Genomic DNA, 13,772 nt, shown 5'->3' on the forward strand with positions numbered 1-13,772 from the left:
GCATGTTATCTATTGTGTATATTATAGGCAGGCTGTTCTTTTCTTAAGAACATTCCTAAAATGAATAAATTTAAAACAATATAATATGAGGAATGGGAAATTGTGGGCTGTGATAGCAGTAATAGTAATAGTGGCAGCAGGAATATGGTGGTGGCAATCATCTTCATCAGGCACTGGACAGGGTGGAATAGCACAGGACTTAAAGCCGGAAATGAGCATAGCTTCTGCCAGAATAACTGATATAAGTGACGAAAAGATAAGTATAGTAACCGAAGTCGTTTTAAAAAATCCTTTTCCGGTAGAATTTAAAAGTAAAAGCATGGAATATGAGGTTTTTATAGATTCTATTAAAGTTATTCAGGATATATATGATGATCCTTTCAATATTAAAACATCGGACAGTACGGTAATAGAATTGCCTATGGAAATTCTGGTTGATCCAATGACAAAAGTTCAGGATTATTTTGAAAAAGAACGTGTTGATAGTGCCTTTTATGCATTAGAAGCAAGCGCGACGCTAGATGTACCTATTGAAGGAGAGGAGGAATTTTCTATGAAAATTTCTGATAGTCTTCCCACATTTCAGAAGATGAAAATGGAACTAAAAAACATAGAGACCAATCTTCTTGATTCTGATGAAAGCATGGATGTTATCGTAAGTCTAACGAATCCTAATCATTATCCTACAAATATTACTAATGGATCCTTTTCTTTTACCGTAAGGGATGAAATGGAATTGGTTGGCCAGATGGAAGATATTCATATACAGCCAGGAGCTACAGAAGATATTACGGTACATGTTAAAAAAGAATCCGGAAGTCTTACACAGTCTGCAAAGGATTTTATATTTAATCAGGATGAAACTGTTTTCATTTTTCAATTTAATGCCAGGATGCATTCTGATAATAAGATGCTGGATAACACAAAGCTGAATATAAAAATGACAGGTACTCTGGCCGAGATTTCAGATGCGATTTAGCCTGATAGTACTTTATGTAGCCCTTGATCTTTAACTTTTTCTTTTTAATTCCCAAATATTTTCTTTTTTGAAACTGTCTGTAATCCTCAATAGTGGAGAATTCCTGAAATAGGATTTTCTTTTTATGCCCCTCTCTTTTGTCAAAATTGATTAATTTCGCACATCATTAGAAATTTCGATAAAATGAGCAATAAGTTCCCTGAATATAAAGGACTTGACTTACCAAAAGTTGCAGAAGAAACCTTATCCTGGTGGAAGGAGAACAAGATATTTGAAAAAAGTATCTCATCACGTGAAGGTGAAGAACAATTCATTTTCTTTGAAGGACCGCCATCGGCTAACGGACTGCCGGGGATTCACCATGTAATGGCTAGAGCCATTAAGGATATTTTTTGCCGCTATAAAACCCAGAAAGGATTTCAGGTTAAACGGAAAGCCGGTTGGGATACCCACGGTTTGCCAATAGAACTTGGTGTTGAAAAAGAACTTGGGATTACAAAAGAAGATATTGGCACCAAAATTAGTGTCGAAAAATACAATGATGCTTGTAAAAATGCGGTAATGCGTTACACCGATGTGTGGAATGACCTTACCGAAAAAATGGGTTATTGGGTAGATATGGACGATCCATATATTACCTATAAATCCAAATACATGGAAACAGTTTGGTGGCTGCTTTCCGAAATTTATAAGAAAGGTTTAATCTATAAAGGCTACACCATTCAGCCGTACTCACCAAAGGCGGGTACCGGTTTAAGTTCCCACGAGCTTAATCAGCCGGGAACGTATCAGGATGTTACCGATACCACGGTGACCGCGCAATTTAAAGTAGTTCAGAATGAAACTTTTAAAGCCTCACCTCTAGGGAAAGATTTAGAGGATTGGGGCGATCTTTTCTTTATCGCCTGGACCACAACTCCGTGGACTTTGCCTTCTAACACTGCACTTACAGTTGGGCCAAAGATTGAGTATGTAATTGTAAAAACGTATAACCAATATACTTTTAAGCCCGTCACGATTGTGGTGGCAAAAGATCTTGCTGAAAAGCAGTTCGATAAGAAGTTTAATAAGGTTGAAAGCAAAGAAGCCCTTCAGGATTATAAAGAAGGAGATAAGATCCCTTATTTTATAGGGAAGAGTTATTCGGGTAAAGATCTTGTAGGGATAAAATATGAGCAGTTAATGCCATACGCTCAACCATATAATAATCCTGAAAATGCCTTTCGGGTAATTGCAGGAGATTTTGTAACTACCGAAGATGGTACGGGGATCGTACATACTGCGCCTACTTTTGGTGCAGATGATGCGCTGGTAGCGAAGCAGGCAATTCCGGAAGTTCCGCCATTGCTGGTTAAGGATGAAAACGATAATCTGGTTCCGTTGGTTGATTTGCAGGGAAAATTCAGAAAAGAACTTGGAGAGTTTGCAGGGAAATATGTGAAGAATGAATATTATGACGATGGAGAAGCTCCGGAAAGATCTGTAGACGTTGAAATCGCGATAAAACTGAAAGAAGAAAATCGTGCATTTAAAGTTGAAAAATATGTGCACAGTTATCCAAACTGCTGGAGAACAGACAGGCCAATATTATATTATCCATTAGATTCCTGGTTTATAAAAGTGACCGATGTTAAAGACCGGATGCATGAATTGAACCTCGGAATCAACTGGAAACCGAAAGCTACGGGAGAAGGACGTTTTGGAAACTGGCTGGCAAATGCAAACGACTGGAACCTATCCAGAAGCAGGTACTGGGGAATTCCGTTGCCAATCTGGAGGACAGAGGACGGCCGGGAAGAAAAGATCGTTGGTTCCATTGCAGAGCTAAAGGAAGAAATGGGCAAAGCTGTAGCGGCCGGAGTGATGGACAAGGATATTTTTGAAGGTTTTGAGCCCGGCAATATGAGTGATGAGAACTATGAGCAGGTAGATCTTCATAAAAATGTGGTAGACGGGATTACGCTTATTTCCGAAAGTGGTAAGCCTATGAAAAGGGAAGCAGATCTTATAGATGTGTGGTTCGATTCCGGTTCTATGCCATATTCTCAGTGGCATTATCCCTTTGAAAATAAAGAAAAAGTAGAAGAGACCTGGAGGCAGGCAGATTTTATTGCTGAAGGTGTGGATCAAACAAGAGGTTGGTTCTATACGCTTCATGCCATTGCAACAATGATTTTTGATGATGTTGCTTATAAAAATGTAGTTTCCAACGGACTTGTTTTGGACAAAAACGGACAAAAAATGTCCAAGCGCCTTGGCAATGCGGTAGACCCATTCGAAACTTTGGCGGCTTTTGGTCCCGATGCGACCCGGTGGTATATGATCTCCAATGCCAATCCATGGGATAACCTAAAATTTGATATTGAAGGAATTGGGGAAGTGCAACGTAAATTCTTCGGAACACTTTACAATACGTATTCTTTCTTTACCCTGTATGCAAATATTGACAATTTCACTTATGCTGAAGATGAAATTGCGTTGGAAGAAAGACCGGAGATAGATCGCTGGATCCTTTCAGAATTGCTTACGCTTATCCAGAACGTCGATAAATTCTATGCAGATTATGAACCTACAAGGGCTACCCGGGCAATTTCAGAATTTGTTCAGGAAAACCTGAGTAACTGGTTTGTGCGTCTAAGCAGGAGAAGGTTCTGGAAAGGAGATTATGAGCAGGATAAAATTTCAGCATATCAAACGCTCTACACCTGCCTGAAAACTGTTGCAAAGTTAGGTGCTCCGGTAGCTCCATTCTATATGGAGAAACTTTACAAAGATTTAAACCAGGCAACAAATAAGGAAACATTCGAATCTGTACATTTGGCTCAGTTTCCGCAGTTTGAGGAAAAGTTTGTTGATAAGTCTTTAGAGCGAAAGATGGAGAAGGCACAAACTATTTCTTCTCTGGTACTTTCGCTGCGAAAAAAAGAGATGATAAAAGTTAGACAGCCTTTGCAAAGAGTAATGATTCCGGTACTGGACGAGCGACAGAAGGAAGAAATTCTGGCTGTTCAGGATCTTATAAAATCTGAAGTTAATGTAAAGGAACTGGAGCTTATAGATGATGCTTCAGGAATACTTGTAAAACAGGTAAAGCCAAATTTCAGAGTTCTTGGTCCGAGATTTGGAAAAGATATTAAATTGATTGTTAGCAAGATAAGTGGTTTTACTTCCGAAGATATAGCACAAGTGGAGCGTGAGGGAAGTATTGATATTGAAGTTAATGAAAAAATGATTAATTTGGCGATCGATGAGCTGGAAATATCCTCGCAGGATATTGAAGGTTGGACGGTAGCCAGTAGTGGCAATATTACAGTAGCTTTGGACGTAAATATTTCTCCTGAATTGAAGAAGGAAGGAGTTGCCCGGGAGTTAATTAACCGCATTCAGAATATGCGTAAAGATTCTGGTTTTGAAGTAACAGATACAATTAATGTGACCCTACAAAAGGACGGCATGATCGAGGATGCTGTTAATGAAAATATAACTTATATTAAAAATGAAACATTAACTGCAAGTCTCGAATTTGCAGATGTGGTTGAAGAGGGTTCTCTGGTAGAATTTGACGAAATTTCCACAAGATTGTTTATTAAAAAACATTAAGCCTATGTCTACAGATGTTAAAGAAAGATACTGCGATGCTGATTTAGCAGAGTTTAAGGCCTTAATCTTGAAAAAGATTGCAAAGGCCCAGGAACAACTTGAAATCTATCAAAATGCTTATAAAAACGACGGCGATAACGGTACAGATGATACCTCCCCGACCTTTAAAGCTTTTGAAGAAGGAAGTGAAACCATGAGTAAAGAAGCAAATTCCCAGCTGGCTATTCGTCAGGAGAAATTTATCAGGGATTTAAAGAATGCTTTGCTTCGTATTGAAAATAAAACTTATGGCATATGCCGCGTTACCGGAAAACTTATTGCAAAAGAGCGACTTATGCTTGTTCCGCATGCGACACTAAGTATCGAAGCTAAGAACCTTCAGCGATAATCGACATTTTTAAATTTATGGAAAACGCTCCTGTTGAATTCAGCAAGGAGCGTTTTTTGATTTTCATAGTGAAGCAAGTTTTAATATGTAGTTTTCTTTTTTTCGGAATTCTTCTGTGTAACGCTCAGAAGGATACCAGGGAGATTTTTGATGCCAGCGACATCCATAAGATTGAAATTTATGCCGATGAGGTTTATAAAATAAGCCTATATACTTCGGGTACAGAAGAAATCAAGATTTCTACTCATTCTGAAGGAGAATATTACAACAATATTTTTCTTGTTACTGAAGTAGAAAAGCAGACGCTGAAACTCAGCAGCCGGTTTCCCAAAGCCTTAACGGGAGGGTATGATAAACTTAGTGCTCATAAAATTATTTCTATGGAAATAAAACTGGAGGTACCGGAAAATATCCAGGTTTTTATCAGTTCTAATCTTGCTTCGGTAGAGGCGGGAGGGAGTTTTAAATATCTTTTTGCCGATCTAAAGGACGGCTACTGCAGGCTTTTATCCTTTAAGGGTAAAGCTACTGTAAATACGTACAAAGGGAATATTTATGTAGAGACGACACCCGTTAATGTACAAGCTAAATCCAGAAACGGAATAGTATATGTTCAGCCAGGAATTCGTGGAACTAATCTTCTAAAACTCAAATCTATTAATGGGGACATTCGTGTCCTTAGAACTAAATAATATTAGTATTTTTGGTTCGTTTTTAACTTAACATTCATGTCTCTAAAAAAAGCTGGCGTTATTATTTTCCTGGTATTGTTAATAGACCAGGTATCCAAAATCTACATCAAAACTAATTTTACTTTAGGGCAGGAGCTTCCGGTATTCGATTGGTTTAGTATTCTTTTCGTTGAAAATGAAGGAATGGCCTGGGGAACTAAGATACCGGGAACTTATGGGAAGTTAATTCTAACCTTATTCCGATTGGTAGCTATTGTTGGAATTGGATATTGGTTATGGGACTCTGTACGCAAGAATGCATCTAAGGTTCTCATCGTGTCCATTGCACTTATCTTTGCAGGCGCAATGGGGAACATTATAGACTCTGTTTTCTACGGAATAATCTTCAACGACAGTTATCGCCAGATCGCAGAATTTATGCCTGAGGGAGGAGGCTATAGCACACTCTTTCATGGTAAAGTTGTGGATATGCTTTACTTCCCATTATACGAGGGGTATTTACCGGAATGGATCCCTGTTTGGGGAGGAAATTACTTTACCTTTTTTGAACCTGTATTTAATATTGCAGACAGCGCAATTAGTGCAGGGGTAATTCTTCTGCTAATTTTTAATAAACGAGCTTTTCCAAAACAAGAAGAGGAGGGGAATTAAGCAGCAGGTATTGTTCTCTCAAAGATTTTTTCAAACTTTTTAAGTTCAATGGGTTTAATAAGATAGTCCGTTACTAGATTGATGGATTTTGCCCGTTCTAAATCTCTTGGATCTATTGAGGAACTCACGACGTAAAGTGTAATTTTCTTATTAAAATAATTTTTGATTTTGATGAATTCATTCAGGAATTCCCAGCCGTCCATCACCGGCATGTTTAAATCAAGAAAAATAATTTCAGGAAGCCTGTCTTCTGTCATGTTGCCAAGGATATGTTCAAAGTAATCCAGAGCTTCTTTTCCATTTTTGTAAATCAGAAGGTTTTCTGAGAGTTGTTTAATTTCAATAATTTTCTTTACCAGATTCACGTATATCTTATCATCGTCGATAATACATGCCAGTCCTACTTTTTGCCCCATAATAGTAAAATCTAAAACATTATCTTAAAAGTCGTCCCGATGTCAACTGTACTCGTAACAGAAATTGAGCCTCCCAACGCCTCCACCTGATTTTTGGTGATAAACAGCCCAATTCCCTTTGCTTCGGGATTTTGATGAAAGGTCTTGTACATTCCAAACATCTTATCCCCATGTTGATCGAGATCTATGCCCATACCGTTGTCACTAATTTCCAGAAATTCCTTTCCGTTAGAGACATATGACTGAATATAAATAACCGGTTTCCTGCCTGGCTGTTTATATTTTATGGCATTACTAATTAAATTTAGTAAAATACTTTCAAGATACTCAGGTATATAGTAAATTTCTTTTAAAGAATGGAATTCAGCGATGATTTTTGCATTTTCCCGATTGATCAGGGAAGAAATGGAGGCCAGGACAAAATCCAGGGCGTCATCAAACTTGATTTTTGCCCTCTCTTTAGCTAAAGTGGTATCGATGCTCACCACATCATTAAGTTGTGCAATGGCGGTATCCAGGTTTTTAGAAATATAACTTACGTTTTCCAGTAGATCCAGTTTATCCTTATCTGTTTTAGCTTCTTTTAGTAGCTCAACCACAAGACTAAGATTACTGCTATGGGATCTTAATTTGTGGGAAACAATATGCGCAAAATTGAAGAGGCGTGAATTTTGGGTGGCGATAATGTCCAGAGAGTTCTGGAGATTTATTTCGTTGGTTTTATTTTCATTAATATCCTGAAAAACCCCTCTTATACCTATTATTTGCTGTTCCTGATTATAAACAGGTTTTCCGGTGGCGCTCACCCAAAATTCCTTTTTATAAAGCGTCAACATTTTAAGTTCAATTTTGAAGGGGATCCCGTAAAGTTCACATTTTTTAAATGCAGAATTTATTAGATGATGGTGTTCCGGTGTATAAAACTTCAATCTTTCTGTGTAATCCAGTTGAAAGTCCTGGGGGCAATCCATAATTCTCTTGGTGACATTGTCCCAATAAATATTCTTGTCTATAATATCTACGTACCAGCCACCTGTAGAAGTCATTTCTGCTGTCTCCCTATAGTAGAAAAAATTCTCTTCTATAGTATATTGGTCACGTTTGCTCTGGTGGATATTTACAAAGATCAGCACTGCTGTTTCTCTTAAGCTACTGTCTTTATTTTTTAGATTCTTGCATTCAAACCACCGATATTTGCCATTTTCGAGGCGCATCTTTATTTCAAAGCTGAAGGTTTCGTTTTCTGAAAGTAACTTTTCAAAGTTAATTCGGAAGTCGTAACGATAATCTGGGTGCAGGATTTCCTGAAGAAAAAATTCAAAGGAATCATTAGAGGTATAAGGATTGCCAATTAATGTAGTAAAATGATCAGACCAGTCAATTTCCTTGCTGAAGAGATTGATTTTCCAATAAGCTATATCAAAATCCTCTAGGATACTATTTAGCTGGAGGTCATTAAGCATTAACGGGGGAATATTTAGATAAATGTAGGCTAATGTGAATAGTCCTACAAATAAATTTAACTTTTTCTAAAGCTGTAGGAGTTTTTAGGGGTCACACAATAGTCAAGTGGAATGTCTGACTGATAAGTATCTTCAATTTTTTCTTCAGCCTCAAAAAACGAGAGTCCAACCTTCAAGACGTCTGGCTGGCAGGTTGCGAAAAATTTATCATAGAAGCCTTTGCCATAACCAACACGGTGTCCGGAGGTGTCAAATGCAAGAAGCGGTACAAACACAACCTCTATTTTGTTTGCTTCGATAATTATTCCATCCTGTGGTTCCGGAATGTTCCAACGATTCTTTTTAATTACTGTTGTATCCGTTAAAAGGTAATTTATAAGTTCATTTGTAGGAGCGTCGGTCTTAGGGAGTACTACATTTTTGTCTTTTCCCTGTAGAATATGGAGTATAGGTTCTGTATCGACTTCTTTCTGTTCAGCAATACTTAAAAAAAGATGATAAAAGCTGAAATCCCAGATTGGCAGTGTTAATAGTTGATTGGCGATTTGCAGACTCAGATCTTCAATTGTTTCCGTAGTCAAATTAAGTCTTAACTTCTTATATTTCGCTCTCAGATATTTCTTCTTCATTTGTCCTTTTTGGAAGTGTAATATGAAAAACCGCATCGCCCTGGTAAACTATGGGAGATTCATTCACATTTATTACATAGCCTTCATTTGCGGCTTTAATCTTATGTCGGAATTTGCCGTAAGGATCGGTAATTGTTGCAATAAATTCTCCTTTTTCCACATGCTTGCCACAAGGAATTTTAATATGCAGAAGTCCGCTGTACTTCGCACGCATCCAGAAGGTATTTTCGATCACTACCGTTTCGGTAATAGCATCGGGATAGTCAAATTTAGGATTTAACATGTCCAGGTGGCTTAGGATTCGTGTAGCACCGTCCACTCCATGTCTTGCAATTTCTTTATTGCTGTTAGAAGATTTTCCGCCTTCGAAAAGAAGTACCGGAATTCCTAATTTCGCACAAGTCTCCCTGTATGACTTTGTTATTGTTTTAGAATTAATGGTAAATGGAGCATTAAATATACGAGCGTACTTAAGACTTTCCTCATTGCCTTTCTTTATTCTGATCTGGGGCGCATTAAATCTACTTGCTCCACCAGTATGGAAATCCATGCAAAAATCTGCTACCGGAAGAATTTTCTTTACGAATTGATATGCAAATCTACTAGCCAGAGAGCCATGTTTTGTTCCGGGAAACACTCGGTTTAGATCCCGGCCATCTGGAAATTCCCGTGTTAACGTAAGAAATCCAAAAATATTTACAACCGGAATACAAATTATAGTACCTCTCTGGGGTTTGTTAATTCCTTTGGAAATAATCTGCCGTACTATTTCCACCCCATTTATTTCGTCCCCATGAATTCCTGCTGTAAGTAACACGACCGGACCGGGTTTTTTCGAACGTTCAATAATGACCGGCACCTCTACAGATGTAGTGGTGTAGAGTTTGGCCATATTAAAATTAATTGTTGCACTCTTTCCCGGGGGTATTCTTTTTCCCAGTATCTCCAGGACATTATCCTTGTCTATTTGTGGCATAAATTACACATTTCGCTCAATGTACCTTATAATGGTTTTTGCTATGTCTTTTCCCGTGGCAGCTTCAATGCCTTCAAGGCCTGGAGAGGAGTTCACTTCTAGAATAAGTGGTCCTCTGGCACTTTGCAGCATATCCACACCGGCAACTCCAAGACTCATTGCTTTGGCGGCTTTTATGGCTGCATTTTCCTCTTCATCTGTAAGTTCAATGATCTCAGCAGACCCACCACGGTGAAGATTAGAACGAAATTCGCCTTCTTTTCCCTGGCGCTTCATTGCTCCAACTACATGGCCGTCTACAACAAAAGCACGAATATCGGCCCCGCCGGCTTCTTTAATAAACTCCTGGACGATAACCCTTGCCTGTAATCCATTAAAAGCTTCAATAACAGATTCGGCTGCATTATTTGTTTCTGCAAGTACAACTCCCAATCCCTGGGTCCCTTCAAGTAATTTTATAATGAGAGGCGCACCTCCTACGTGATCTATTACTTCTTTAACATCTTTTGAGTAGTTGGTAAAGACCGTTTTTGGCAGCCCCAGTCTGGCGCGGGAAAGAATCTGCAGGCTCCTAAGTTTATCACGACTTCTCACCAATGCCTGTGATTCTGTAGTAGTAAAAGTACCCATCATTTCGAATTGCCTTACAACCGCAGTTCCAAAGAAAGTAATTGATGCACCAATTCTGGGGATTACCGCATCTGCTCCTTCAATAGCTTTTCCTTTATAAAATATCGAGGGTTTTTTCTTTTCTATAACAAGATCACATTTAACTGGATCTATAACTTCAACTTCGTGATCACGTTTTTTAGCGGCTTCCACCAGTCGTTTGGTTGAATAAAGGTTGCTATTTCTGGATAGAATTTTTAGCTTCATTTTCATTTAAATTATTAGAAACGTTTGTTAGTTCTGTATCGACAATAAATTTTTTGGTGAGAAATTTTCTCCCGATAAGAACCGGAAATCGCATTTCCTGACGCGAAGACAAAGAAAGGGAAATTTTAAAAATCTTATTAAAAAGTTTAATGTTGGATTGTACCTGATACCTCTTTTGTATAATCCCGTTACTACTGCGTACAAAGACAATGTCAAAATCGTCGAAAATAATTTCCCTGCCATTGTACAAAGGGTGCTCTTCATCCAGAAAGGTACAATAAAGTTTATCGTCCTTTTCTTCAATATTTTCACAATGTATGGACGAAGTATAAGCGCCCGTATCTATTTTTATCGCAATATCATATAACCTGAGGGCCGGGAAATCTGCTTTGTCAAACCTGCCTATCACTCTTTTCTCCATATTGCAAGATAACAAAATAGCCTGCGTTTCTTCTTAATGTATTCTGAAAATAGTCTGCTTTGGAAATTCTAAATTATATACTTTTTTTCGGGAGCAAATTTTCTTCGGAAGAATTACTGGTTATAGTTACTTCAGATTTGCGGGATGAATTCCGGCTGGTATAGTTTGTGTTACAGATTAAGCGAAAGTTTTTTGAATTGCGTGCGCTTTGAAGAGATATTAAAAGTTGTTCCGCCAGTTAAATGAAGTAGCCTCTAAAATTCTATTTTTGCGCTAATGATTTCAATTTTAACTTTATCTTCACAAACTGCCTGATAAAGAAAAAATTTTAGAAGAAAAATTTTCCGTTTTCTTTTCTGGAGCCGGAAATTTTAGTAAAAAAGTACGATTTACACAAAATAATATACATGAAGAGAAGAGATCTCATTAAAATCTTCGGAATATCTGCCGTAGGACTGGCAACAGTTCCTTTCTGGGTAGATTCCTGGACAGCAGACGAACTACCCCAAGCAAATGTCGATATAGATGATGACCAGAAACTAATGCTTGCGGGAATGATAGAGACTATTATCCCGGCTACTGATACACCTGGCGCAAAAGAGCTTGAAGTAGATCGTTTTGTACTTGTAATGGTTAGTGACTGTTTTGATAAAGAAGTGCAAACAGAATTCGCAGGAGGTTTTGATGAGGTAAATAGAGCTAGTAAAGATCGTTTCGAAAAGGCTTTTTTAAACCTTTCAGATGCCGAAAAACATGAGGTTTTGAATAAGATGCTGGAGGCCGAAAAAGCATCAGACAGAAAAATAAACTTCGTCCCTTTTGTTAAGGATCTAACCGTAGCAGGTTATACGAGTTCTAAATATGTTCTTGAAAATATAATGGATTACGAACAGGTACCTTCAAGATGGGATGGAAGTTTTCCCGTTAATCAGGAAAAATATTACAACGCTTAACTATGGCATATTTTAATATAAACGGAGTAGAAGAAAAAACCTATGATGTAATTGTAATTGGCTCTGGCATTAGCGGGGGATGGGCGGCTAAGGAGTTAACCGAAAAAGGGCTGCGCACTTTGGTGCTGGATCGTGGTAAAGATGTTAAACATGTAATAGATTATCCTACAACCAGTTTACATCCATGGCAAATGGAGCATCGGGGGACAATTCCTCTTGAGGTAAAAAAGGCTAATCCTATTGCCAGCAAATGCTACGCTTTTAAAGAGGATGCCGCACACTTTTTTTCTAAAGATAATGAACATCCATATGTACAGGAAAAACCTTTTGACTGGATAAAGGGATACCAGGTTGGAGGTAAATCTTTGCTGTGGGCAAGACAAGTGCAGCGCTGGAGTGATTTCGATTTTGAAGGGCCTGTAAGGGATGGTTTTGCAGTAGACTGGCCTATTCGCTATAAAGATCTGGCTCCGTGGTATAGCCATGTCGAAAAATTCTCAGGAATTTCCGGAAACAAAGATGGTCTTCCTGAATTACCTGATGGTGAGTTTTTAAAACCTTATGAATTGACAAAAGTAGAGAAGTACTTTAAAGAAAAGGTAGCTGAAAAATATGATGACCGGCATGTGATCGTGGCACGATGCGCGCATATTTCAGAACAAAAAGATATTCATAAACAGCAAGGACGGGTACAATGTCAAAACAGGGTGTTGTGCCAGAGAGGATGTCCTTATGGGGGCTATTTTAGTAGTAATTCCTCAACGATTCCGTGGGCAGAGAAAACAGGTAACCTTACTTTAAAGCCTGATTCTGTCGTGGAATCCCTGATTTATGATAAAGAAAAAGAAAAAGTTACTGGCGTACGGGTTATTGACGCCCATACTCAGGAAGTGACGGAATATTTTGCGAAAATAGTTTTTGTAAACGCGTCCGCTGTGAACACGAACCTGATTTTGCTGAACTCCAAATCACGTAGATTTCCAAATGGACTGGGAAATGACAACGGACTCATGGGCAAGTATTTTGCCTTTCATAATTATAGGGCCAGGGTAACTGCAGAGTATGATGGTTTTGCAGAGTTTACTACAGACGGGAAAAGACCTACCAGCGGATATATCCCTAGGTTCCGGAACATACATAAGCAGGAGACAGATTTCTTGAGAGGATATGCTGCGGGAGTAGATTCTTATCGTAGTGAATATACCAGTCAGGATGGATTAGGAGTTTCTTTAAAAGAAAATCTTGCCCAACCTAAATTGGGGCCATGGAGAATAGGAAGCCATATGATGGGAGAAACAATTCCGAAGGAGAGTAATTTGATAAGCCTGAATGACAGTAAAAAGGATCAATGGGGAATTCCTCTGCTGAATTTTGATGTAGATTATGATGATAATGATGAAAAGATGATTCAGGATTATTTTGAACAAATTACTGAAATGTTTGAAAGCGCCGGATTTACGAATATCCAGACCAGTGATTCCAAACAGGCTCCGGGATTGGATATTCATGAAATGGGTGGTGTTCGTATGGGAAAAGATCCAAAAACCTCTTTGTTGAATAAATGGAACCAGTTGCACGCCTGTAAAAATGTGTTTGTGACAGATGGTGCCTGTATGACTTCAACGGGAACCCAAAATCCATCTTTAACATATATGGCACTTACTGCCAGGGCGGTGGATTATGCAGTAAAAGAATTGAAGAACGGAAATATTTCATAAACTGAAATTT

General features: G+C 38.3%; 13 protein-coding genes. 7 read left to right on the plus strand and 6 right to left on the minus strand.

The window, feature by feature from the left end:
• The first annotated feature begins 85 nt into the window (after positions 1–85).
• The 5 genes from RM549_RS08110 (at position 86) to RM549_RS08130 (ending at position 6,310) form a co-directional block, all read left to right on the plus strand.
• Positions 86–979, plus strand: a complete 894-nt coding sequence (locus RM549_RS08110; RefSeq protein WP_311683573.1) for a hypothetical protein — start codon at positions 86–88, stop codon at positions 977–979.
• 183 nt (positions 980–1,162) lie between these two features.
• Positions 1,163–4,579: an isoleucine--tRNA ligase gene (gene ileS / locus RM549_RS08115; protein WP_311683575.1), complete on the plus strand. Its 3,417-nt coding sequence runs from the start codon at positions 1,163–1,165 to the stop codon at positions 4,577–4,579.
• Positions 4,580–4,583: 4 nt separating this feature from the next.
• Complete coding sequence (locus tag RM549_RS08120) at positions 4,584–4,967, plus strand: TraR/DksA family transcriptional regulator (protein WP_311683577.1); 384 nt, start codon at positions 4,584–4,586, stop codon at positions 4,965–4,967.
• A 17-nt stretch (positions 4,968–4,984) separates the two neighbouring features.
• Positions 4,985–5,659, plus strand: coding sequence for a DUF4097 family beta strand repeat-containing protein (locus tag RM549_RS08125; protein WP_311683579.1), 675 nt, complete (start codon positions 4,985–4,987; stop codon positions 5,657–5,659).
• A 36-nt stretch (positions 5,660–5,695) separates the two neighbouring features.
• Complete coding sequence (locus RM549_RS08130) at positions 5,696–6,310, plus strand: lipoprotein signal peptidase (RefSeq protein WP_311683581.1); 615 nt, start codon at positions 5,696–5,698, stop codon at positions 6,308–6,310.
• Here the strand turns inward: RM549_RS08130 and RM549_RS08135 are convergent.
• The 6 genes from RM549_RS08135 to RM549_RS08160 are packed head-to-tail and all read right to left on the minus strand — an operon-like array spanning position 6,307 to position 11,091.
• On the minus strand, positions 6,307–6,726 hold the full coding sequence (locus RM549_RS08135; RefSeq protein ID WP_311683584.1) for a response regulator: 420 nt from the start codon (positions 6,724–6,726) through the stop codon (positions 6,307–6,309). The two genes, RM549_RS08130 and RM549_RS08135, sit on opposite strands and share 4 nt — an antisense overlap.
• Before the next feature lie 11 nt (positions 6,727–6,737).
• A complete protein-coding gene (locus RM549_RS08140; protein WP_311683586.1) occupies positions 6,738–8,189 on the minus strand; it encodes a PAS domain-containing sensor histidine kinase in 1,452 nt (483 codons plus the stop codon).
• A 56-nt stretch (positions 8,190–8,245) separates the two neighbouring features.
• The gene (locus tag RM549_RS08145; RefSeq protein WP_311683588.1) at positions 8,246–8,818 is read right to left on the minus strand and encodes a 5-formyltetrahydrofolate cyclo-ligase; all 573 of its coding nucleotides are present in this window, start codon (positions 8,816–8,818) and stop codon (positions 8,246–8,248) included.
• Positions 8,787–9,794, minus strand: a complete 1,008-nt coding sequence (locus RM549_RS08150; protein WP_311683590.1) for a succinylglutamate desuccinylase/aspartoacylase family protein — start codon at positions 9,792–9,794, stop codon at positions 8,787–8,789. The genes RM549_RS08145 and RM549_RS08150 overlap by 32 nt, the downstream gene beginning before the upstream one ends.
• Before the next feature lie 3 nt (positions 9,795–9,797).
• Positions 9,798–10,670: a 30S ribosomal protein S6--L-glutamate ligase gene (gene rimK, locus RM549_RS08155; protein ID WP_311683592.1), complete on the minus strand. Its 873-nt coding sequence runs from the start codon at positions 10,668–10,670 to the stop codon at positions 9,798–9,800.
• Positions 10,642–11,091: an ATP-dependent zinc protease family protein gene (locus RM549_RS08160; protein ID WP_311683594.1), complete on the minus strand. Its 450-nt coding sequence runs from the start codon at positions 11,089–11,091 to the stop codon at positions 10,642–10,644. Before RM549_RS08160 ends, rimK begins: the two co-directional genes overlap by 29 nt.
• A 407-nt stretch (positions 11,092–11,498) precedes the next feature.
• On the opposite strand from RM549_RS08160, the gene RM549_RS08165 reads away from it, so the two are divergent.
• Positions 11,499–12,044 (plus strand): gluconate 2-dehydrogenase subunit 3 family protein, encoded by a 546-nt coding sequence (locus RM549_RS08165; RefSeq protein ID WP_311683596.1) that lies wholly within the window; start codon positions 11,499–11,501, stop codon positions 12,042–12,044.
• A gap of 2 nt (positions 12,045–12,046) precedes the next feature.
• Positions 12,047–13,762, plus strand: a complete 1,716-nt coding sequence (locus tag RM549_RS08170; RefSeq protein ID WP_311683598.1) for a GMC oxidoreductase — start codon at positions 12,047–12,049, stop codon at positions 13,760–13,762.
• Positions 13,763–13,772: the final 10 nt, after the last annotated feature.

Source organism: Autumnicola patrickiae, assembly GCF_031846525.1.
In the GTDB taxonomy this organism is placed as follows: Bacteria; Bacteroidota; Bacteroidia; order Flavobacteriales; family Flavobacteriaceae; genus Autumnicola; species Autumnicola patrickiae.

Coding starts and splice junctions, on each gene's coding strand:
- RM549_RS08110 (WP_311683573.1), top strand. CDS start 86: ATGAGGAATGGGAAATTGTGGGCTGTGATAGCAGTAATAGTAATAGTG.
- ileS (WP_311683575.1), top strand. CDS start 1,163: ATGAGCAATAAGTTCCCTGAATATAAAGGACTTGACTTACCAAAAGTT.
- RM549_RS08120 (WP_311683577.1), top strand. CDS start 4,584: ATGTCTACAGATGTTAAAGAAAGATACTGCGATGCTGATTTAGCAGAG.
- RM549_RS08125 (WP_311683579.1), top strand. CDS start 4,985: ATGGAAAACGCTCCTGTTGAATTCAGCAAGGAGCGTTTTTTGATTTTC.
- RM549_RS08130 (WP_311683581.1), top strand. CDS start 5,696: ATGTCTCTAAAAAAAGCTGGCGTTATTATTTTCCTGGTATTGTTAATA.
- RM549_RS08135 (WP_311683584.1), bottom strand. CDS start 6,726: ATGGGGCAAAAAGTAGGACTGGCATGTATTATCGACGATGATAAGATA.
- RM549_RS08140 (WP_311683586.1), bottom strand. CDS start 8,189: ATGCTTAATGACCTCCAGCTAAATAGTATCCTAGAGGATTTTGATATA.
- RM549_RS08145 (WP_311683588.1), bottom strand. CDS start 8,818: ATGAAGAAGAAATATCTGAGAGCGAAATATAAGAAGTTAAGACTTAAT.
- RM549_RS08150 (WP_311683590.1), bottom strand. CDS start 9,794: ATGCCACAAATAGACAAGGATAATGTCCTGGAGATACTGGGAAAAAGA.
- rimK (WP_311683592.1), bottom strand. CDS start 10,670: ATGAAGCTAAAAATTCTATCCAGAAATAGCAACCTTTATTCAACCAAA.
- RM549_RS08160 (WP_311683594.1), bottom strand. CDS start 11,091: ATGGAGAAAAGAGTGATAGGCAGGTTTGACAAAGCAGATTTCCCGGCC.
- RM549_RS08165 (WP_311683596.1), top strand. CDS start 11,499: ATGAAGAGAAGAGATCTCATTAAAATCTTCGGAATATCTGCCGTAGGA.
- RM549_RS08170 (WP_311683598.1), top strand. CDS start 12,047: ATGGCATATTTTAATATAAACGGAGTAGAAGAAAAAACCTATGATGTA.